Raw genomic sequence first — 19,811 nt, forward strand, 5'->3', positions numbered from 1 at the left:
AGCTGGTTGCAACGTACAGCATTGATGACGACAAGGAACCCCAGCTGTCCAGCTTGTGGGCTTATCGCGAGATACGCAGCATCAGGAAACGATACTGCCTAGCGCTGCACCACAATCGGATTGACGTTGCTGCGTTGGCGAATTTGCTGCAGGATGCTGTCGGCATCGGATCGGTTGGCGTAAGGTCCGGCGTACAGACGATACAGGCCGTTGACGGCGACACTGTTGAGCGCGGTGACCAGGCCGGACAATTCCTGCATCAGGCGGCTACGAGCGCCTTCAGCATTGGCTTGCTGCGCATAGGCGCCGAATTGCAGGTAAAACCCGCTGGCCAGGGTATTGTCGCCATCGCTCTGCACCATACTCGGCGCTGCAGTCGGCGCTACCGCGGAAGATGCGGGATCAAGCAGCAGCGGCTGCGCCGTGAGCACTGGCATGTCTACCGCTTCAGTCGTCACGATTGCCGGCGCACTGTTGTCCCGGACCGGCTCAAGCTGGACCTGCCGCTGCGATGACGCTGTGGCAGGCATGCCGTTCTGGCGCTGCTTGTTCATGGCGATGATATCGGCCGGCAGCAGGCGCTCCACTTCCAGTTCACCGCTGCCGCTACCGAGGTAACCGAGTTTCAGCGCCGCCGTATAGGAGAGGTCGATGATACGGCTGGAATGGAACGGGCCGCGGTCATTGACCCGTACGATCACCTGGGCCCCGGTTTTCAGGTTGGTGACACGGGCGTAGGATGGAATCGGCAAGGTCGGATGCGCAGCCGTCATCTTGTACATGTCGTACAGTTCACCGGACGAAGTTTTCTGCTTGTGGAATTTCTTGCCATACCAGCTGCCGATGCCGCGTTGCTTGAACGGTTGATCATCGGTCATGGGCGTGTAGGTTTTGCCAAACACGACATAAGGCTTGTTGCCGGTGCGCGAGTAGGGTTCGACGGTCGGTATCGCATCGGGCACATCGAGCAAACCTTCCGGTATGGCATCACCCGGCCCGTCATCCTTGTAATAGCCGCCGCGCCCCGAGCCGGCCGCTGGCAATGCCGGAATTCCTCGGCTGGCGTTGCCGCTGGAAGCTGTCTTGGTGGGCGGAACGGATGCCGACGGCGCTTTTGGCGAGCTGCCGCAGCCAACCAGAATCAGCGACAGCAATAGCGTGCTTGCATACCCAGCAATGCTGTAGCGACGTCGGTTATGGCTGAATGGCATGCACTCTCCCTGGCAATTCGATGGTTGGCGGAAATGAAATACTGAATCGATGGACCGCATGTTTGCCATGCAAGTTCAATCGCTGCATGTATGGCAATCAGGTCTGTATCAGCTTGCGATGACGCTGAATGCTCATCAGTATGCCAGCACCCAGGCCAAGCGTCACCAACGCCGTGCCGCCATAGCTCATCAATGGCAACGGTACGCCGACCACCGGCAAGATGCCGCTGACCATACCCATGTTGACGAAGGCATAAGTAAAGAAGATCAGCGTGATGGCGCCGGCCAGTAGGCGCGTGAACATGGTCGGCGCATTCACCGCGATCATCATGCCGCGGCCGATCAGCAAGATGTACAGGAACAGCAGTACGCCATTGCCGATCAGGCCAAACTCTTCGGAAAACACCGCGAAAATGAAATCGGTGGTGCGTTCCGGGATGAACTCCAGATGGGCTTGCGTGCCTTTCAGCCAACCTTTGCCAAAAATCCCGCCGGAGCCAACTGCGATGGTCGACTGGATAATATGGAAGCCTTTGCCGAGCGGATCTGAGGTCGGATCGATCAGCATCATCACGCGCTGTCGTTGGTAATCGTGCAATACCGACCACAATATTGGCAAGCTGGCGCCGACTGCGACCGCCAGGCCGATCAGGATGCGCCACGACAGGCCGGCCAGGAAGATCACATAGAATCCGGCAGCCAGCACAAGCGTCCCGGTACCCAGGTCCGGCTGGCGGATGATCAGGCCGACCGGCAGCACGAGCAGCAACGCCGCTACCAGGTAATCGCGCCAGTTGATCATGCCTTCGCGCTTCTGGAAATACCAGGCCAGCATCAGCGGCATTGCAATTTTCATGATTTCGGATGGCTGGATGACCATGCCGATGTTGATCCAGCGGCGCGAGCCTTTTTTCACGATGCCAAACACCGCCACTGCAATCAGCAGCGATACGCCAAGCGCATACACCGGTATCGCGAACCGCATCAGGGTCTGCGGCGGAATGTTCGCCGCCACCCACATGATCACGAACGCCACCAGGATGTTGCGCAACTGATCTTCGACACGTCCCGGAAAATCGATCCCGGCCGAGTACAGGGTGACAATGCCGACCGACAGGATCAGAAACATGATCAGCGACAAGGCGCCATCAAATACCGCGATATGCGATTTGATGCTTTGCCATATGGTATGTTTGTCGGTCAGATTCATGATTCTTCTAGTCACTCGCGATTGCCCGGCGTTGCCTCGCCGGGTTTATAGCTGTCTTCAGATTTGTCGCCGGACCTGACGTCAGCGTCGGGCGTGGGCGCGGTCGCATCCGGCGGTACTGCGGCGTCGTCTGTTGATTCAGCTGCGGTCGCGGCGCCCTGCGTCTTGCCGGCAACGCCAGGACGTTTCCCCAGCAAATAATAATCCATCGCCTTGCGCACGATCGGCGCCGCCGCCGTCGCGCCCCAGCCGCCGTTTTCGACAATCACGGCAATCGCAATGCGCGGCTTGTCGGCCGGAGCAAAACCGACGTACCAGGCGTTGTCGGCCAGCCGTGTGCCATTATGCCGCTTGTCGTATTTCTCACCTTGCTTGATGCCCAGCACCTGCGCCGTCCCGGTTTTGCCGCCTGAATCGTAGCCTGCGCCGGCAAAGATGGAGCGGCCGGTGCCTTCGCGCGTCACGCCCACCATTGCCTTCTTGATGAAGTCGACATTTTCCTGTTTCAGCGGAATCCGGTAGCTTTCCTTCGGCACGGTTTGCGTCTGCGCGCGCGTGGTGCCATCTTCGATGATCTTCACCAGATGCGGTTTCATCACCACGCCGTCGTTGACCAGCGTTGCCACCGCATGCGCCATCTGCAGCGGCGTAAAGGCGTTGAAACCCTGGCCGATGCCGAGTGAAATGGTGTCGCCGCCAAGCCACTTCTGCGCAGCTGCCCGCTTGTAATATTTGCGCTTCCAGTCGGTCGACGGCAAGATGCCGCGTTGTTCGTGTTCCAGATCGATACCGGTCAGCTGACCGAAGCCGAACGGCTTCATGAAGTCATGGATGGTGTCCGGGCCGAGGTCATTGGCCAGCATGTAGTAATAGGTATCGCAGGACTCGACGATCGACTTATACATGTCGACCCGGCCGTGGCCGCCTACCTTGTCGTCGCGGAACTGGTGGCCGCCCAACATGAAATAACCGATATCGTTGATGGCGAACGAAGTGGTGCGTTTGCCCAGTTCCAGCGCGGCGAGCGCCATGAACGGCTTATAGGTCGAACCGGGCGCGTAGGTGCCGCTCATCGGCCGATTGATCAGCGGATGATCGGGAGAGTTATTCAACTCGTCCCAGCTTTGCTGGTCGATGCCTTCGACAAACAGGTTTGGATCAAATGACGGCTGCGATACATAAGCCAGTACGTCACCGGTAGATGGCTCAATGGCAACCAGCGCGCCGCGTCGGCCGCCAAATGCTTCCTCCGCTACTTTCTGCAGTTCGATATCGATCGACAGGATCAGGTTGTCGCCCGGTGTCGCCGACACATGCGACATGCTGCGCACCGCGCGACCGCTGGCGGCGATTTCGATTTCCTCATAGCCGGTGGTGCCGTGCAGTTGGCGCTCGTAGCTTTTCTCCAGGCCATCCTTGCCGATGTAACTGGTGCCCTTGTAGTTGGCGGCATCATCACTGTCATCGATGCGGTCAGCATCTTTCTGGTTGATACGGCCGATATAACCGATCACATGCGCCGCCACTTCGCCCAGCGGATACTGACGGAACAGGCGCGCCTGCACATCGACGCCGGGGAAACGATAACGCTGTGCGGTGAAACGCGCTACTTCCTCGTCGGTCAGGCGAGACCGGATCGGCAAGCTGGCGAAGCTCTTCGAATCGTCCTGCAGCTTCTTGAAACGGCGCCTGTCTTTCGGCGTGATGGTGACCACCTGCGCCAAGTCGTCGATCACGCTTTCGAGGTCGCCCTTGATTTTGGAGCGGGTGATTTCCAACGTGTAGGCAGAATAATTGCGCGCCAGGATGACGCCGTTGCGGTCCATGATCAGGCCGCGATTCGGCACCACCGGCACCAGAGAAATCCGGTTGTCCTCCGCTTGCGCTGCATAGGCATCGTGACGCACCACCTGCAACCAGATAAATCGCGCGCACAACAGGCCAAAGCAGATCAGTACGAACACGATGGCGGCGGTGATCCGCAATCGGAAGTTTCGTAGTTCGCGTTCGGTGTTCTTGAATTCGGTCATAGCAAATATTGCACCGGCGGACACTCCACCTGCGGTTGCGGCATCGGCAAGCCATCCAGCCTGCCGTTGCGGGTATTCATGAAATGAGCGCTAAATGGGACGGTTGTCATCACGATTTACGGCACGTCGTTGTGGCGCCAGCAGCAGCCAGACCACGATCGGCCACAGCGCAACACAAACGAAGCTCTCGGCAAAATACAGCCAACCCGGAAACTTGCCGCTGACCGACATGCGGATCACGAGTTGTATCAATTGTGTCATCAACATCAGTGGCAAGACGTGCAAGGCTTGCACGCCGACCGAAAACCAGAGGACACGGCGATGGATCATGATCGCGAAATACGATAACAGGGTATACGCCAACGCATTCTGACCCAGCAGCGTCGCTTCATGCACGTCCATCAGCAGGCCCATGCAAAAGGCGATGCCGATACCGATCTTGCGCGGCTGATGAATACTCCAGAACACCAACACCAGCGCGACGAAATCGGGGACGCCGGGCCATTGGCCCCACGGCAGCAGGTTAAGCAGGAAAGCCAGCACCAGCGTGGTTGCAATGAACAACGGGTTGGCAGGCAACAGGATGTAATGTGGACGCATCATCGGGCACCTGCTTCCTGTGGACTCTTGCGCGCCGCTTCAGAACCGTCCTTGGCGGCTTCCTTCGCCGCCTCTTTCTTGTCGCGAGTGCTCTCGGTCAGGCGGCGCTTGCTGAGTATGTCTGCCTTGTTGTTGGCGACAGCCGGTTCATCGTCGGGGCGGGCGACCGGATTTGGATCAACCAGCAGAATCAGCAACTGAGTATGGCGATCGATACCGGCTACCGGCTCGCAAACGATATGGGCAAAAGCATCGGTCGACTTGCTCTCTACCTGGATCACCTTGGCCACTGCCAGGCCCGCGGGATAGACGCCGTCGATGCCAGAAGTCACCAGCAGGTCACCCTTCTGGATATCGGCATTGGAGGACATAAAACGCAAATCAAGATAGCCGGACTGGCCGCGCCCATAGGCAACGCTGCGCAACCCATTGCGCAGCACTTGCACCGGGATCGCCTGGTCCTTGTCGGTCAACAGCGTCACCTCAGACGTAAATGGGAAGACACGCGTGACCTGGCCGACGATGCCAGCATCGTCGATCACCGGCTGCCCGGTCGCAACGCCTTGTTGCGAGCCGCGGTCCATGATCACCTTGCGCGCAAACTGATCGCGCGCGTCGTACAGGATTTCACTCATCACCGACTTCACCTGCAAACGTTCCTGTGCTCCCAGCAATTTACGCAATTGCGCATTTTCGGCGGCAAGTTGTTGCGCCTGCTGCAGTTGCTGCGCACGCGCGCCTTGCTGGCTGCGCAATGCCTGATTTTCCTTCTCCACCGTCGACAGCGTCGAAAAGTAATCGACAACTTTATTCGCCGCGTCGCGCGGCATCAAGGCCACCATCTGCAACGGATAAAGCGCGGTGCCGACGGCTTGCCGCAATATCAGCAAGGCATGGATCCGGGAATCGGCAATCAGCAGCGCCAACGCCAGCAGCGTGCATATCACCGCCTTGGCGCGGGCTGAAGCACCTTGCTTGAAGAGGGGTGGTGGACTGTATTCCATCAATGACAGACAGATTGTGATTGGTCAGCCGCGGGTGGCATCGGCAGGCGCCGCATGGATTGCTGCACTTGCCTACGCCCCCGCTCAATTGCCGGTATCGCTGTGACGCAGATGCCGCAGATACGAAAGCGGGTCGCATGCACTAGTGCACCGACCCGGTTGCCGTCACCCGACCTCAAGACCAGCAAGGAGAGGTGGGGCAAGCGTCGCATCAGTCTGGATTATTCGTAGGAAAAAATCGAACCCAGCTTATCCATCCGCTCCAGCGCCATGCCGGAACCGCGCACCACGCAGGTCAACGGGTCTTCGGCGACGATCACCGGCAAGCCGGTTTCTTCCATCAGCAGGCGGTCCAGATCACGCAACAGAGCGCCGCCACCGGTCAGCATCATGCCCTTCTCGGCGATATCGGCGCCGAGTTCCGGTGGAGTCTGTTCCAGCGCGTTCTTGACGGCCGACACGATGTTGTTGAGTGGATCGGTCAGCGCTTCCAGGATTTCATTGCTGGAGATGGTGAACGAACGCGGGATACCTTCCGACAGGTTACGTCCCTTGACTTCCATTTCACGCACTTCGGAGCCAGGGAAGGCCGAGCCGATTTCCTTCTTGATCGCTTCCGCGGTCTGTTCGCCGATCAGCATGCCGTAGTTGCGGCGGATGTAGTTGACGATAGCTTCGTCGAACTTGTCGCCGCCGACACGGACCGAACCCTTGTAGACCATGCCGCCCAGCGAGATGATGCCGACTTCGGTAGTGCCGCCGCCGATGTCGACCACCATTGAGCCGGTTGCATCCGACACCGGCAGGCCGGCGCCGATTGCGGCAGCCATCGGCTCTTCGATCAGGAACACCTGGGAAGCGCCGGCGCCCAGAGCGGACTCACGAATTGCGCGGCGCTCAACCTGGGTCGAACCGCAAGGAACGCAGATGATGATGCGTGGAGAAGGCTTGAACAGTTTAGTGTCGTGCACCATGCGGATGAACTGCTTGAGCATCTGCTCGGTGACGGTGAAGTCGGCAATCACGCCGTCTTTCATCGGGCGGATCGCTTCGATATTGCCAGGGACTTTACCCAGCATCTGTTTTGCTTCCTTGCCGACGGCTTGAATCGTCTTCTTGCCGTTAGGGCCGCCTTGCTGGCGAATCGCCACGACCGATGGCTCATCCAGGACAATACCTTGATCGCGTACATAAATCAGCGTATTCGCGGTACCCAGGTCAATCGCCAGGTCGTTCGAAAAATAACTGCGTAAAAATCCAAACATGAATTGTTCCAATGCGCAACAATAATGCGCTTAAACGTTTATTTTAGGGGGGTGTCTAGTATCCGGCGCATGGCAAAGATCGATTACCTGCCGCATGGACGCAACATTCTACCTTATAATTTGACTCAAATTAGGGCGTATAGCGCTCAAAATGCTTGCTTTTTACAAATCCCGGGCAGTTCCCTTGGCAAGCACATACTTTCCTTTTTAACCACATTTACGCAAACGCGCTCCGGCGCGCCATCGAAAACCATGTCATTAGCCCTTTCCGACGTTAAGCGCATTGCCAATTTGGCACGTCTCGAACTCACTGAAGACCAAGCCGCCTCCACCCTGGACAAGCTGAACGGCATCTTCGGCCTGGTCGAGCAAATGCGTGCAGTCGACACCACCGGCATCGAGCCGCTAAGCCATCCGATTGCGGCCATCCGCCAGGATCTTTCACTGCGCTTGCGTGAAGATGAGGTGACGGAGCCGAATCGGCGCGAAGAATATCAGGCAGTTGCCCCGGCTACCGAAGACGGCCTGTATCTGGTGCCCAAGGTCATCGAATAAGCCAGCCGCATTCTGCTTGCGCCGAGTCGCAAGCGGCTTGTCGCCCCCGCCCTGAGCGGCTGTCACGCAAAGTCAATATTTGAAAATACTCATGCATACCAAAACACTCAAGCAACTGTCGGTGCTGCTGCACGAAAAGAAAATTTCTGCCGAGGAGCTGGCAAAACTGTATCTGGCGCGGATTCAGCAAAGCGACCTGAACGCTTTCTTGCATGTCGACCAGGACCTAACGCTGCAGCAGGCGCGCGCCGCCGATCAGCGGCTGGCGCAAAATGACAGCACCGTCCTGACCGGAGTACCGATCGCCCACAAGGATATTTTCGTGACGCGCGGCTGGCGCTCCACCGCCGGTTCGAAGATGCTGGAAAACTACGTCAGCCCGTTCGATGCTACCGTGGTGGAACACTTCAACAACGCCGGCATGGTGACCCTGGGCAAATTGAATTGCGACGAATTTGCGATGGGTTCATCGAACGAAAATTCGCATTTCGGCCCGGTCAAGAATCCGTGGGACAAGCATGCGATTCCGGGCGGCTCTTCCGGCGGTTCGGCTGCCGCGGTGGCCGCACGCCTGGCGCCAGCCGCCACTGCGACCGACACCGGCGGCTCGATTCGCCAACCTGCCGCCATGTGCGGCGTGACCGGCATCAAGCCAACCTACGGCAGCGCTTCGCGCTTCGGCATGATCGCCTTTGCTTCGTCGCTTGATCAGGCCGGTCCGATTGCGCAAACCGCTGAAGACTGCGCATTGCTGCTGAACGCAATGACCGGTTTCGATCCGCGCGATTCGACCAGCCTGGAACGTCCAAAGGAAGATTTCAGCCGCGATCTGAACAACGATCTGAAGGGCTTGCGCATCGGCATTCCGCGCGAATATTTCAGCGCCGGCCTGGCGCCGGATGTCGAGCAGGCGGTGCGTGTCGCCTTGCACGAATATGAAAAGCTGGGCGCCAAACTGGTTGAGATTTCGCTGCCAAAAACCGAGTTGTCGATCCCGGTTTATTACGTGATCGCGCCAGCCGAAGCGTCATCCAACCTGAGCCGCTTCGACGGCGTCCGTTACGGCCATCGCGCCGCGGATTACAAAGACCTGGCCGACATGTACAAAAAATCGCGCGCGGAAGGATTCGGCGAAGAAGTGAAGCGCCGTATCCTGGTCGGCGCCTACGTCTTGTCGCACGGCTATTACGACGCGTATTACCTGCAGGCGCAAAAGATCCGCCGCCTGATCGCCGAGGATTTCCAGAATGCGCTGAGCGGCCCGAACCGCCAGTGCGACGTCATCATGGGTCCGGTATCGCCGACCGTGGCGTGGGACCTGGGCGCCAAGGCCAACGATCCGGTCGCTAACTACCTGGCCGACATCTACACGCTATCGACCAGCCTGGCCGGCTTGCCTGGCATGTCGATCCCGTGCGGTTTCGGCCAGAGTGAAAAGAATGCGCGGCGTCCGGTCGGACTGCAGATCATCGGCAACTATTATGACGAAGCCAAGCTGCTGAACGTCGCGCACCAGTACCAGCGCGTGACCGACTGGCACCTGCGCGCGCCTGACTGAAAATGAAACGCGCCCTGCCATCGACCATGCGCAACAGCGTTCGCCACCGCGGCTGCCTGCTGCTGTTTATCCTGGGAACGACGCTGCTGGCGCCGTTCAGCCAGGCGCAACAGCTGCAGACCAAATTCGGCTGCAACATGACGCGCGATGAAGATGGCGAAAAAGTGATTTACGGCGACACCGGCGAATTCAAGCTGGACGGCGAGCGCATCGTGGCACTGCACTGGGAATCGGCGCTGTACCGGCCGACCCACGGCTTCGAATGCAGCATCGACACCGGCGACGATCCGCAAGCCGAAGTCGCGCAGGACGGCAGCAAGGAAAACTGGCGCATTACCTTGAAAGATCCTGTCGCCGCACGTCATCAGCGCGGCTACGATTTCTATAATCACGGCATGAACTGCAGTATCCGCCTGCAACGGGACGGCGACAAATTGCACGTGATACCGAGTTGCCCCGCGCTGTGCGGATCGAGAGGAAATTTTACGGAGTTGTCGGTGGACTTGAAAACCGGCGAATGCAGTTACGAACAAAAATAATTGCGGACAAAGCCGCTTGGGCAAAGTGAAAAGGCGCCGTCGTGCACCAAATTACTCGCCAGGCGACTCGGTCCTCAACTAATCAGATGGGGAAATAATTATGCAGTGGGAAGTCGTGATCGGTCTGGAAACGCATACGCAACTCTCGACCAAATCAAAAATTTTCAGTGGCGCGTCGACTCAGTTCGGCGCGGCTCCCAACACCCAGGCTAGCCCGGTTGACCTGGCGCTGCCGGGTGTGCTTCCGGTGCTGAATCGCGGCGCCGTGGAACGCGCGATCCAGTTCGGCCTGGCGGTGAATGCGAAGATTGCACCGCAATCGATTTTCGCGCGCAAAAACTACTTCTACCCTGACCTGCCGAAGGGCTACCAGATCAGTCAGTTCGAAATTCCGGTAGTGCAAGGCGGCAAGGTCTCTTTCGTCCTGGAAAAAGATGGCAAGAGCGAACTGCGCACTGTGCAGCTGACGCGCGCCCACCTGGAAGAAGATGCCGGCAAGTCGCTGCATGAAGACTATCAGGGCATGACTGGTATCGACCTCAACCGCGCCGGCACGCCGCTGTTGGAAATCGTCACCGAACCGGACATGCGCAGCGCAGCCGAAGCGGTTGCCTACGCCAAGGCATTGCATTCGCTGGTGATGTGGCTGGGTATTTGCGACGGCAACATGCAGGAAGGCTCTTTCCGGTGCGACGCCAACGTGTCAGTGCGCCCGGTCGGACAGGCGGCCTACGGCACTCGTAGCGAAATCAAGAACCTGAACTCGTTCCGCTTCCTGGAAGAAGCGATCAACTACGAGGTGCGACGCCAGATCGAACTGATCGAAGATGGCGGCACCGTGGTGCAGGAAACGCGCCTGTACGATCCGGACAAGAAAGAAACGCGCTCAATGCGCAGCAAGGAAGATTCGCAGGATTATCGCTACTTCCCGGATCCGGACCTGCCGCCACTGGCCATCAGCGCCGAATGGATTGAGCGCGTGCGCGCCACCATGCCTGAATTGCCGGGCGCGATGCGCGAGCGTTTCGTCAATGATTTCGGCCTGTCGGAATACGATGCTGCGGTGCTGACCCAATCGAAAGCGATGGCCAGCTACTTTGAAGCGGTGACCGCCAAGGCCGGCAAGGAACAGGCCAAACCTGCGGCCAACTGGCTGATGGGCGATGTGTCGTCAACCTTGAACCGGGAAAATGTCGACATCGCGGATGCACCGGTCAGTGCAGCGCAACTGGCGCTGTTGCTGCAACGGATCGCCGACGGAACCGTTTCCAACAAGATCGCCAAGGATGTGTTTGCAACGATGTGGGAAACCAAGTCGCCTCAGGAAAACCTGGCTGACGAGATCATCGAAAGCAAGGGATTGAAGCAGATTTCCGATAGCGGTGCGCTGGAAAAAATCATCGACGAAGTGCTGGCGGCGAATGCCAAGTCGGTCGAGGAATTCCGTGCCGGCAAAGAGAAAGCCTTCAACGCTCTCATCGGCCAGGCCATGAAAGCCAGCAAGGGCAAGGCCAATCCGGCCCAACTGACCGAGCTGTTGAAGCAAAAGCTAGCGGCTTAAAAAGCGGATTACGGCATGGGCGCTGAGCGCCTGTGCCGGTCCGTTGTATTGGTTACGTGACACGCGTGGGCACGAAAATCGTTGCCCACCCTACTTCTTTCTCGGGACATCGCTGCTAACGTGCAACCTGCGCGTCCGGCATGTTGCTGACCAATTCCCGATAATGCTTTAGCGTTTCATCATACTTGCCATTGATGCGCGCCAGCTCGGCCTGGTGATCCGTCATGTTCTTCTGGTTGGCGGCGATGGCGCGGTTGGCTTCGTCCATCTTGTTGCGCAATTCGGCTGGCAGGGTTTTGCGTTTTTTGTAGAATTCGGCCTCGGTGTTGGCGGCCTTCAGCTGGTTGCGCGCATCGTCGATCAAGGTCTGGTCACGCTTGATCAGGTCTTGCGACAACGACAGGTAGTAACGGCGCGAATCCTCGATATCGGTTTCGCTGCGATAGCGCGCCAGCAAAGCCCGGTCCTGTTGGCGCCGCTGCTCCTCCGCTGCGGCCTCCGCTCGGCGTTTTTCGTCCAGCACTTGCTGCTGACGCTTTTGCTCAGCGGTCAGCGGCGCCGGAATTTCGCGCTTGACCACGCCCATCTTGCTTAATTCGACAACTTTGCGATCGGCGCACTCCGGCATCGGATGATCGCCAGTAATCGTGCGCCCCGCCGCATCCTTGCAGGTGTAAATCTGGCTGTGCGCCAGCAGCGGCAACAAGCCCGCAACCGTCCACAGTGCAGCGCGTCCAATAGTTATAGCAATCCGATTCATTCCCATCATCCACGACATATGTCGACACACTTTTTCTATTCGCATAGCGCATAGAAAACACCACAGCCACGGCTTGTGTGTCGCATCAAGCCGCGGATCAGGCTACGCCGTAGCGCTCCCGGTAAGCCGCCACTGCCGCCTTGTAACGCGTCAGTTCCGCATTGGCGCCAGCGCCGGAAATGTATTCCAGCAAATCGTTCAGGTTGCCGATCGAAATCACCGGCATGCCATACGCCTTCGTCACTTCCTCGACGGCGGAATTGGCCGACAGTGCATCGTCCTTGCCTGACCGTTCCATCCGGTCCAGCGCAATCACCACCGCGCAGGGCGTGGCGCCGGCCGCACGGATCATTTCCACCGATTCGCGCACCGAAGTGCCGGCGGAAATGACATCGTCGATAATCAGCACACGGCCCTTCAATTCGGCGCCGACAATGTTGCCACCTTCGCCATGGTCTTTGGCTTCCTTGCGGTTGTACGCAAACGGCACGTTGCGTCCTTCCGCAGCCAGCGCGACCGCCGTTGCCGATGCCAGCGTGATGCCCTTGTAGGCTGGCCCGAACAACATGTCAAATTGCAAACCAGAATCGATCAAGGTACGCGCATAGAATTGCGCCAGCTGGCCCAGTGCAGCACCCTCGTTAAACATGCCCGCATTGAAGAAATACGGAGAGGTGCGTCCTGCCTTGGTCACAAACTCGCCGAATCGCAGCACCCCGGCCTTGACCGCAAACTCAATAAATTGTTGACGTAAATTGTTCAAAATGCATTCCAGACGGTTTAAGTTGACAAATTTTGTCGCTATTTGCCTCGCAAAAGCGACACCAAACCGCCATTTTAAATGGAGTTCATCCGATACACAGCAGTAAGTGCAAACACCGTGCCTGCCTTCCGGCAATGTTTTAAACCGCTGCCCGTTGCGCCTTCAGCGCCACTCGGGCGGAATCGGTTATCCTTGAGGCCTCCCTGCCCCCAACTTTTTTCATATCGACCAAACATGCCAAGAATCATTTCCGCCAATCTCAACGGTATTCGCTCCGCCGCCAGAAAAGGCTTCTTCGAGTGGATGGAAAAGCAATCCGCCGATTTCGTCTGCGTCCAGGAATTGAAGGCGCAGGAAGCCGACATGACGCCTGAATTCCTGGCTCCGAACGGATATCACGGTCATTTTCACTATGCAGAGAAGAAGGGCTATTCCGGCGTCGGCCTGTACAGCAAACGCAAGCCGAATGCGGTGCGGATCGGCTTCGGCAATGCCGAGTTCGATGCCGAGGGACGCTACGTCGAGTGTGATTTCGGCGACCTGACCGTGATTTCGCTGTATTGCCCTTCCGGCTCGTCGAGCGAAGAACGGCAGATCGCCAAATTCCGCTTCATGGAAGCCTTCCTGCCGCATCTGCAGGAACTCAAGGCAAGCGGACGCGAAGTGGTGATCTGCGGCGACTGGAATATCGCGCATCAGGAAATCGACCTGAAAAACTGGAAGGGCAACAAGAAGAATTCAGGCTTCCTGCCGGAGGAGCGCGCCTGGCTGACGCAGCTGTTCGACGAAGTCGGCCTGGTCGACGCCTTCCGCAAGGTCGATAAGCGCGACGAACAATACACCTGGTGGAGCAACCGTGGCCAGGCTTGGGCCAAGAACGTCGGGTGGCGCATCGACTATCACATCACCACGCCTGGCATCGCAGCCCAGGCACATACGGTTGGCATCTACAAGGATGAGCGCTTCTCCGACCACGCGCCGCTGACTATCGACTATTCGTAAAGCGCCGCCGACGGCAGCCGCGACCTCAAAGCGGCTCGCCGTCGACAAACACGATCAACTCGCCTTCGCCGAATTTGGTCCACACCTCATTGGTTGTCAGTGGCTCGGTGACGATCACCGCGACCCGATCCTGCGGCGTGGTGACTTGCGAGAAATCAACGCTGACATCCTCGTCCGACAAATGCGCTTCGGCGAATGGGAACTTGCGCACGATGTAATACAGGTTAGTCGAGCAATGGGTAAATAGCGCCGAACCGTCAGACAGCATCATGTTGAAGGTGCCATAGGCGGCAATTTCGCGCGTCAGCTCGGTCAGTGCCGCAGTCAGATCGGCCTGTGTCGGCGACGTGTCGCCAAAACGCTGGCGCAATTGCTGCAACATGTAGCAGAACGCCAATTCGCTGTCGGTGTTGCCGACCGGACGATACGGTCCATTCATGCTCGGCGCAAATTCCTTGAGGTCGCCGTTATGGGCGAACACCCAGTAGCGCCCCCACAATTCACGGACAAACGGATGGCAATTTTGCAAGGCAACCTGGCCCTGCGTCGCCTTGCGGATATGCGCGATGACGTTTTTCGACTTGATCGGGCAGCGCCGGATCAGCTCGGCCACTGGCGATGCGATCGCCGCCTGGTAATCGACGAAATGGCGCACCCCGCTGCCCTCGAAGAAGGCGATGCCCCAGCCGTCGCTGTGGTGGCCGGTCTGGCCGCCGCGTGTGGCAAAGCCGGTAAAGCTGAACACAATGTCGGTCGGCACATTGCAGTTCATTCCAAGTAACTGACACATATTCCTGAGCCAAATAAGATAAGCGAAATACAACCCGGTAACGGTATCACGCACCAGCCGTAATAAAAAGTGAAATATGGTGACGCATTTCCCCTCTTCTTTCCGGTCGCCGCTTGCAGCTGGCGCCCGGCATATCAGCATCGCGCAATAGCTTGTATAGCCCTCTCCAAATGGCAACCCGACGCTTTGCCAGCAATATGTGCGGACAACTGCGTGCCGGCATCAGATCCGGCGCCTTATAAAAAGGAAGAGACAATGCCGCACATCCCCCATGGCCCCAAAATCAAGCAATCCCGACCGCTAAACACAGGCTCGACATGGCAGCGCCTGCTGCTGGCGCTAGGGCTGGCTCTCGGATGCATCGCCGGTGCGATGGCCGCTGCCGCCGACCTGCCCAAGATCATTTATGTCAGGCCGGTGCCCAATAATGACGATGTCTTGCTTGCACAAGGCACCAGCGGCGTCAACAACGCCGCCAAGCTGTACCGGATGGAAGCGGTCACGCTTGAAAGCCAGGCAACCCGCGCCGGACGCCAGCAACAGCTCGACAACGCCATCAAACAAGGCGCCAGGATCGTAGTGGTGATGGGCATCGAGTTCAAGGACATCCTGGATGGCGTCGCGCGCCAGGCGCCGCAAACCCGCTTTTTGATTCTTGAACATTGCATCGACAACGCGGCAACCAATGTCACCTGCATCACGTTCCGTGAAAACGAAGCCAGCTACCTGGCCGGCATGCAGGCGGCGTTAGCGTCGAGCGGCGGCAAGATCGGCATGATCGGCGCCAGCAACACGGCTCTGCGCAAAAAAAACAGCGCAGCCTTCGCCAATGGCGCGCGCGCCGCCAAGGCGGGGATTGCCGTCCACGAAACGCTATGGCTGGAAGGGCCGCAACCGTTCAACGATCCGCCTCGTGCAGAAACCTTGACCAAAACCATGCTCGGGGATGGCGTCGATGTGATCTGGGCTGCGGCGGCCGGCAGCAATTCCGGCGTCTTCAAGGCACTGACACCGCAAACGCGCGCCAAGGCAATTGGCAGCGGCAGCAACCAATGCGTGCAGGCACCGGGACGGGTACTGGATAACGTTGAGGTGCACGCCGACACCGCGATCACCCTGGCCGTCGGCCTGCTGGTCAACGGCTCTACCGCACCGCGCTTTGACTTTGGACTGAAGGAAGGCGCAGTGACACTGACCGCACTCGGCCTGGATGCAGCTTACTCAGAATGCGACATCCTGCACCTGCGCCCGGTATTGCTCAAAGTGCGCGAAGCCAACAACGCCATCATCAGCGGCAAGCTAAAAATCGAATAAGCCGGCGCAAAGCAATGACAGCCCATCCAGTTGGATGGGCCTATGCCTGTCCGACGGTTCAGGTCTTCGACGATTTTTCGGTGGAATGGTATCGTATGCCGCGCGGGCAACAACGATGCTTAGTGCAGATGAAAATGACCTGTGCCGAACATGCCGATCAGGCCGATGGCGATCAGGTAGAAGGCGACGATATAGTTCAGGAGTTTTGGCATGACCAGGATCAGGACGCCGGCGATCAGGGAAACCAGTGGAATGACCGAAAGGTGAATATTCATAGGCAATCTTTTTATGATGAGGAATGGCAAATACGCAACGCAACTTGAAAGCAAGGCCGACTGTCGCAGCCGGCCTCGGGATTTTACAAGACGTTGTCATCATACGGCCATTTGGAATGGCGAATTGAGAAAGCGCAATCATGTCGGCTGACGACAAAAAACTCGCAGTGCGAATCACACCGAAGGACTGGACGTTCGACACATCCGCCACGATGCCGTTACTGGAAGCGGCACGCCTGGCGCGGATCGATCTGCCGAGCTCCTGTCGCAATGGCACCTGCCGTACCTGCATGTGCCGCTTACTCACAGGCACGATCAGTTACCAAATTGAATGGCCCGGCCTGAGCAGCGATGAAAAGAGAGATGGCTATATCCTGCCGTGCGTCGCTTTTGCAGAATCGGACCTGGTCATTGAAGAACCCAGAGCGCGGCGCTGTGCAGCCCCCGGCAAGAATTCTTCCTAATCCCCCAGCGGCAGCGGACTGGACGGCTTGATCTCTTCCAGGCAAACCATCGAGCGCACCCCCGCCACCCCCGGCACTTGCATCAGGCGATCGGTCAGAAATGCCGACAGCGATTTCAGGTCGCTCGCGGCCACTTTCAGCAGGTAGTCGAAATCCCCTGAAATCGTGTAGCACTCCAGGATTTCTGGAAACAGGCGGATCGCCTTTTCCAGCTTGCGCACCTGCTTGAACTGTTCACGCGCAATGTTCAGGTTGACGAAAGCCACCACGCCCAGCCCGATCGCCGCCGGCTCCACTTGCGCCGCATAGCCGCGGATGATGCCTTCCTTCTCCAGCCGCTGCACCCGTCGATAGCATTGCGGCGGCGACAGATTGACCTGCTCGGACAGTTCAACGTTAGAGGCGCGGCCGTTGGCCTGCAAGGTTCGCAGCAAAATACGGTCGTAACGATCCAGTTTTTCCATGCCAATCTCCTTTTATGCACGATTCTTGCGTATTAAACGCATTCCATGAGCAATTATGCACAAATATTTCCAGCGCTTGTGATTATCATGTAGCCAGATGCAATACACCTATACAACAGCATTTTGCAGCTACCTCTAAGCGTCTCAGCCAGAGTCCACCAGCGGACAAAAAGTCAGCGGCCCGTCCGCCTCTGACCAGGCTAGGTTTTTAGAAGTGGCCTCACCAGGAGCAGACCATGAAGAACCATGCAATAACTCTCGAAGACCGATACTGTGCGCACAACTATGAACCGCTGCCTGTGTACTCAGCAGCGGCAAAGGCATCTGGCTGTGGGATCAGGACGGCAAGCGTTACATGGACATGATGTCGGCCTATTCCGCCGTCAGTTTCGGCCATAGCCATCCAACCCTGGTCGGCGCGCTGACCAAACAGGCGGCGCAGTTGGCGATCGTCTCGCGCGCCTTCTACAGCGACCAACTTGGGCCGTTCCTGCAATTGCTGTGCGAAATGACCGGCATGCCGAAAGCGCTGCCGATGAACAGTGGCGCCGAAGCCGTCGAAACCGCGATCAAAGCCGCCCGCAAATGGGGCCACAAGGTGAAAGGCATTGCCGAAAACAGCGCTGAGATCATCGTTTGCCAAGGCAATTTTTCTGGCCGTACCACGACCATTATCGGTTTCTCGTCGGAAGCCCAATACCGCGACGGCTTCGGCCCTTTTTCCGGTGGTTTCGCCAGCGTGCCGTTTGGCGATGCTACCGCCATGGAAGCTGCGATTACACCGCGCACCGCGGCCTTCCTGCTGGAACCGATCCAGGGCGAAGCCGGCATCATCGTGCCGCCGGAGGGCTATTTGGCGAAATGCCGGGAAATCTGCGACCGTCACAACGTGCTGCTGATCTGCGACGAAGTCCAGACCGGCCTCGGCCGCACCGGCCGCCTGCTGGCCAGCGACCATGACGGCGTCAAGCCGGATGGCCTGATCCTCGGCAAGGCACTGGGCGGCGGCTTGCTGCCGGTGTCTGCCTTCCTGGCCCGCGAAGACCTGATGGCGGTGTTTACACCCGGCGACCACGGCAGCACCTTCGGCGGCAATCCGTTGTCGGCCGCGGTCGGTCATGCCGCGCTGCGCTTGCTGCGTGATGAAAAACTGGCCGACAACGCCGAGCGCATGGGCGAACGCCTGCTGGCAGGATTGCGTGCGATTAAGCATCCCGCCATACGGCAAATCCGCGGTAAAGGCCTGCTGATCGGCATGGATCTGGATCCTGCGTTTATCTCTGCACGCGAATTCTGCGAACGCCTGATGGAGCAAGGCATCCTGTCGAAAGACACCCATGACACCGTGGTGCGTTTTGCACCGCCGCTGATCATTACCGCCAACGACATCGACGCCGCACTGGAAGCGATTCGCCACACATTTACAACCATCGATACACCTGCAACTCACCTGACCGAAAGGAGCTACGCATGACCAACCACCTGCTGGACCATACCGCGGAAGACACATTCTTGATGTGCGCTCCGGACCATTTTGAAGTGTCTTATGTCATTAATCCGTGGATGGCTGGCAATATTGCGCATGGCAACCGTAGCGTCGCCATGCAGCAATGGCAAGCGCTGGTGGAAGCCATCGGCCAGGTGGCCAAGGTCAAGCTGATGCCGGCCATGCCGGGCGTACCAGATCTGGTGTTCACGGCCAACGCCGGCGTTGTGCTGGGCAACAAGGTAGTGTTGTCGCGTTTCCGCCACGTTGAACGACAAGCTGAAGAAGTCTATTTCGACGCCGCCTTCACCGCGCATGGCTTTGAAGTGCTGACCCTGCCGCCGGAACTGCCGTTCGAAGGCGCCGGCGATGCGTTGATGGATCGCAGCGAAAACCTGTTGTGGTTCGGTCATGGCCACCGTTCGGATATCGCCTGCGCTACCCGCCTGTCGGAATTGCTGGAGATTGAAGTACAGCCGCTGAAACTGGTCGACGCCCGCTTCTACCATCTGGATACCTGCTTCTGCCCGCTGGCCGGCGGCTACGTGATGTATTTCCCGGAAGCATTCGATGCTGCGTCGCAAGCCGCAATCACCGCCCGCGTGCCGGCCGACAAGCGCATCGTGGTCAGCAGCGAAGATGCCTTGCATTTTGCTTGCAATACCGTCAACTCCGGCCGTCATATCTTCCTGAACCAGGCGTCCCCGGCGCTGGTCGAGCAACTGCAAAGCCGTGGCTTCATCGTTCACCAGACTGCCCTGACCGAGTTCCTGAAGGCTGGCGGCGCGGCAAAATGTCTGACCCTGAAACTCAATGAACCACAACAAACGGTTGCGCGGGCAGTGGATCAGGAAGCTGCGTAATCAGCCTTTGAGGATACGCAAGCCCTTGATTTAACGTATAATTTCTGGCATTGCCATTGCAAAAAACCCGGCGCTATCGGCGACCGGGTTTTTTGCG

Annotated in this window: 19 protein-coding genes and 1 pseudogene; 9 read left to right on the forward strand and 11 right to left on the reverse strand. The window is 58.2% G+C overall.

Annotation, left to right across the window (positions count from 1 at the left end; translation table 11 throughout):
* Positions 1–98 precede the first annotated feature (98 nt).
* From CAter10_RS19775 to CAter10_RS19800, 6 genes are all read right to left on the reverse strand, one after another.
* Complete coding sequence (locus CAter10_RS19775; RefSeq protein ID WP_061534778.1) at positions 99–1,211, reverse strand: septal ring lytic transglycosylase RlpA family protein; 1,113 nt, start codon at positions 1,209–1,211, stop codon at positions 99–101.
* Positions 1,212–1,308: 97 nt separating this feature from the next.
* A complete protein-coding gene (gene rodA, locus CAter10_RS19780) occupies positions 1,309–2,421 on the reverse strand; it encodes a rod shape-determining protein RodA (RefSeq protein ID WP_061534779.1) in 1,113 nt (370 codons plus the stop codon).
* 11 nt (positions 2,422–2,432) lie between these two features.
* Positions 2,433–4,451 carry a penicillin-binding protein 2 gene (gene mrdA / locus CAter10_RS19785; protein WP_061534780.1) on the reverse strand — a complete coding sequence of 673 codons (2,019 nt, stop codon included), beginning with the start codon at positions 4,449–4,451 and terminating at the stop codon, positions 2,433–2,435.
* Positions 4,452–4,541: 90 nt separating this feature from the next.
* Positions 4,542–5,054 (reverse strand): rod shape-determining protein MreD, encoded by a 513-nt coding sequence (gene mreD, locus CAter10_RS19790; RefSeq protein WP_061534781.1) that lies wholly within the window; start codon positions 5,052–5,054, stop codon positions 4,542–4,544.
* A complete protein-coding gene (gene mreC / locus CAter10_RS19795; RefSeq protein ID WP_061535476.1) occupies positions 5,051–6,055 on the reverse strand; it encodes a rod shape-determining protein MreC in 1,005 nt (334 codons plus the stop codon). Before mreC ends, mreD begins: the two co-directional genes overlap by 4 nt.
* Before the next feature lie 221 nt (positions 6,056–6,276).
* Complete coding sequence (locus CAter10_RS19800) at positions 6,277–7,320, reverse strand: rod shape-determining protein (protein WP_061534782.1); 1,044 nt, start codon at positions 7,318–7,320, stop codon at positions 6,277–6,279.
* 252 nt (positions 7,321–7,572) lie between these two features.
* On the opposite strand from CAter10_RS19800, the gene gatC reads away from it, so the two are divergent.
* The 4 genes from gatC (at position 7,573) to gatB (ending at position 11,533) form a co-directional block, all read left to right on the forward strand.
* Positions 7,573–7,875 carry an Asp-tRNA(Asn)/Glu-tRNA(Gln) amidotransferase subunit GatC gene (gatC, locus tag CAter10_RS19805; RefSeq protein ID WP_061534783.1) on the forward strand — a complete coding sequence of 101 codons (303 nt, stop codon included), beginning with the start codon at positions 7,573–7,575 and terminating at the stop codon, positions 7,873–7,875.
* A gap of 91 nt (positions 7,876–7,966) precedes the next feature.
* Positions 7,967–9,433: an Asp-tRNA(Asn)/Glu-tRNA(Gln) amidotransferase subunit GatA gene (gene gatA, locus CAter10_RS19810; protein WP_061534784.1), complete on the forward strand. Its 1,467-nt coding sequence runs from the start codon at positions 7,967–7,969 to the stop codon at positions 9,431–9,433.
* A gap of 2 nt (positions 9,434–9,435) precedes the next feature.
* On the forward strand, positions 9,436–9,972 hold the full coding sequence (locus CAter10_RS19815; RefSeq protein WP_231879074.1) for a hypothetical protein: 537 nt from the start codon (positions 9,436–9,438) through the stop codon (positions 9,970–9,972).
* Positions 9,973–10,072: 100 nt separating this feature from the next.
* Positions 10,073–11,533 (forward strand): Asp-tRNA(Asn)/Glu-tRNA(Gln) amidotransferase subunit GatB, encoded by a 1,461-nt coding sequence (gene gatB, locus CAter10_RS19820; protein ID WP_061534785.1) that lies wholly within the window; start codon positions 10,073–10,075, stop codon positions 11,531–11,533.
* Between the two features lie 115 nt (positions 11,534–11,648).
* On the opposite strand, the gene CAter10_RS19825 is transcribed toward gatB, so the two are convergent.
* Together CAter10_RS19825 and pyrE are read right to left on the reverse strand one after the other, a co-directional pair.
* Positions 11,649–12,293: a DUF4124 domain-containing protein gene (locus tag CAter10_RS19825; protein ID WP_164840471.1), complete on the reverse strand. Its 645-nt coding sequence runs from the start codon at positions 12,291–12,293 to the stop codon at positions 11,649–11,651.
* A 97-nt stretch (positions 12,294–12,390) separates the two neighbouring features.
* Positions 12,391–13,056, reverse strand: coding sequence for an orotate phosphoribosyltransferase (pyrE, locus tag CAter10_RS19830; RefSeq protein WP_061534787.1), 666 nt, complete (start codon positions 13,054–13,056; stop codon positions 12,391–12,393).
* Positions 13,057–13,290: 234 nt separating this feature from the next.
* On the opposite strand from pyrE, the gene CAter10_RS19835 reads away from it, so the two are divergent.
* Positions 13,291–14,058 carry an exodeoxyribonuclease III gene (locus CAter10_RS19835; protein WP_061534788.1) on the forward strand — a complete coding sequence of 256 codons (768 nt, stop codon included), beginning with the start codon at positions 13,291–13,293 and terminating at the stop codon, positions 14,056–14,058.
* Positions 14,059–14,083: 25 nt separating this feature from the next.
* On the opposite strand, the gene CAter10_RS19840 is transcribed toward CAter10_RS19835, so the two are convergent.
* Positions 14,084–14,848 carry a class II glutamine amidotransferase gene (locus CAter10_RS19840; RefSeq protein WP_061534789.1) on the reverse strand — a complete coding sequence of 255 codons (765 nt, stop codon included), beginning with the start codon at positions 14,846–14,848 and terminating at the stop codon, positions 14,084–14,086.
* Positions 14,849–15,103: 255 nt separating this feature from the next.
* Here CAter10_RS19840 and CAter10_RS19845 point away from each other — a divergent pair, with 255 nt between their 5' ends.
* Positions 15,104–16,162, forward strand: a complete 1,059-nt coding sequence (locus tag CAter10_RS19845; protein WP_061534790.1) for a BMP family ABC transporter substrate-binding protein — start codon at positions 15,104–15,106, stop codon at positions 16,160–16,162.
* Between the two features lie 119 nt (positions 16,163–16,281).
* On the opposite strand, the gene CAter10_RS22155 is transcribed toward CAter10_RS19845, so the two are convergent.
* Positions 16,282–16,437, reverse strand: a complete 156-nt coding sequence (locus CAter10_RS22155; RefSeq protein ID WP_082797999.1) for a DUF3096 domain-containing protein — start codon at positions 16,435–16,437, stop codon at positions 16,282–16,284.
* Between the two features lie 140 nt (positions 16,438–16,577).
* Here CAter10_RS22155 and CAter10_RS19850 point away from each other — a divergent pair, with 140 nt between their 5' ends.
* Positions 16,578–16,901, forward strand: coding sequence for a 2Fe-2S iron-sulfur cluster-binding protein (locus CAter10_RS19850; RefSeq protein WP_061534791.1), 324 nt, complete (start codon positions 16,578–16,580; stop codon positions 16,899–16,901).
* Here the strand turns inward: CAter10_RS19850 and CAter10_RS19855 are convergent.
* Complete coding sequence (locus CAter10_RS19855) at positions 16,898–17,365, reverse strand: Lrp/AsnC family transcriptional regulator (RefSeq protein ID WP_061534792.1); 468 nt, start codon at positions 17,363–17,365, stop codon at positions 16,898–16,900. The genes CAter10_RS19850 and CAter10_RS19855 overlap by 4 nt on opposite strands.
* Before the next feature lie 236 nt (positions 17,366–17,601).
* On the opposite strand from CAter10_RS19855, the pseudogene rocD reads away from it, so the two are divergent.
* A pseudogene (gene rocD / locus CAter10_RS19860) lies at positions 17,602–18,839 on the forward strand (ornithine--oxo-acid transaminase).
* A complete protein-coding gene (locus CAter10_RS19865) occupies positions 18,836–19,714 on the forward strand; it encodes a dimethylarginine dimethylaminohydrolase family protein (RefSeq protein WP_061534793.1) in 879 nt (292 codons plus the stop codon). The pseudogene rocD and the gene CAter10_RS19865 overlap by 4 nt, the downstream one beginning before the upstream one ends.
* Positions 19,715–19,811 lie beyond the last annotated feature (97 nt).

Source organism: Collimonas arenae (assembly GCF_001584165.1).
Lineage (GTDB): Bacteria > Pseudomonadota > Gammaproteobacteria > Burkholderiales > Burkholderiaceae_D > Collimonas > Collimonas arenae.

Excerpts from the sequence above, each read along its gene's own strand:
- CAter10_RS19850 (WP_061534791.1), top strand. The coding sequence starts at position 16,578 with ATGTCGGCTGACGACAAAAAACTCGCAGTGCGAATCACACCGAAGGAC.
- gatA (WP_061534784.1), top strand. The coding sequence starts at position 7,967 with ATGCATACCAAAACACTCAAGCAACTGTCGGTGCTGCTGCACGAAAAG.
- CAter10_RS19840 (WP_061534789.1), bottom strand. The coding sequence starts at position 14,848 with ATGTGTCAGTTACTTGGAATGAACTGCAATGTGCCGACCGACATTGTG.
- CAter10_RS19865 (WP_061534793.1), top strand. The coding sequence starts at position 18,836 with ATGACCAACCACCTGCTGGACCATACCGCGGAAGACACATTCTTGATG.
- gatB (WP_061534785.1), top strand. The coding sequence starts at position 10,073 with ATGCAGTGGGAAGTCGTGATCGGTCTGGAAACGCATACGCAACTCTCG.
- CAter10_RS19815 (WP_231879074.1), top strand. The coding sequence starts at position 9,436 with ATGAAACGCGCCCTGCCATCGACCATGCGCAACAGCGTTCGCCACCGC.
- CAter10_RS19825 (WP_164840471.1), bottom strand. The coding sequence starts at position 12,293 with ATGAATCGGATTGCTATAACTATTGGACGCGCTGCACTGTGGACGGTT.
- CAter10_RS19835 (WP_061534788.1), top strand. The coding sequence starts at position 13,291 with ATGCCAAGAATCATTTCCGCCAATCTCAACGGTATTCGCTCCGCCGCC.
- mreD (WP_061534781.1), bottom strand. The coding sequence starts at position 5,054 with ATGATGCGTCCACATTACATCCTGTTGCCTGCCAACCCGTTGTTCATT.
- CAter10_RS19800 (WP_061534782.1), bottom strand. The coding sequence starts at position 7,320 with ATGTTTGGATTTTTACGCAGTTATTTTTCGAACGACCTGGCGATTGAC.
- CAter10_RS22155 (WP_082797999.1), bottom strand. The coding sequence starts at position 16,437 with ATGAATATTCACCTTTCGGTCATTCCACTGGTTTCCCTGATCGCCGGC.
- rodA (WP_061534779.1), bottom strand. The coding sequence starts at position 2,421 with ATGAATCTGACCGACAAACATACCATATGGCAAAGCATCAAATCGCAT.
- CAter10_RS19845 (WP_061534790.1), top strand. The coding sequence starts at position 15,104 with ATGCCGCACATCCCCCATGGCCCCAAAATCAAGCAATCCCGACCGCTA.
- mrdA (WP_061534780.1), bottom strand. The coding sequence starts at position 4,451 with ATGACCGAATTCAAGAACACCGAACGCGAACTACGAAACTTCCGATTG.
- CAter10_RS19855 (WP_061534792.1), bottom strand. The coding sequence starts at position 17,365 with ATGGAAAAACTGGATCGTTACGACCGTATTTTGCTGCGAACCTTGCAG.
- mreC (WP_061535476.1), bottom strand. The coding sequence starts at position 6,055 with ATGGAATACAGTCCACCACCCCTCTTCAAGCAAGGTGCTTCAGCCCGC.
- CAter10_RS19775 (WP_061534778.1), bottom strand. The coding sequence starts at position 1,211 with ATGCCATTCAGCCATAACCGACGTCGCTACAGCATTGCTGGGTATGCA.
- gatC (WP_061534783.1), top strand. The coding sequence starts at position 7,573 with ATGTCATTAGCCCTTTCCGACGTTAAGCGCATTGCCAATTTGGCACGT.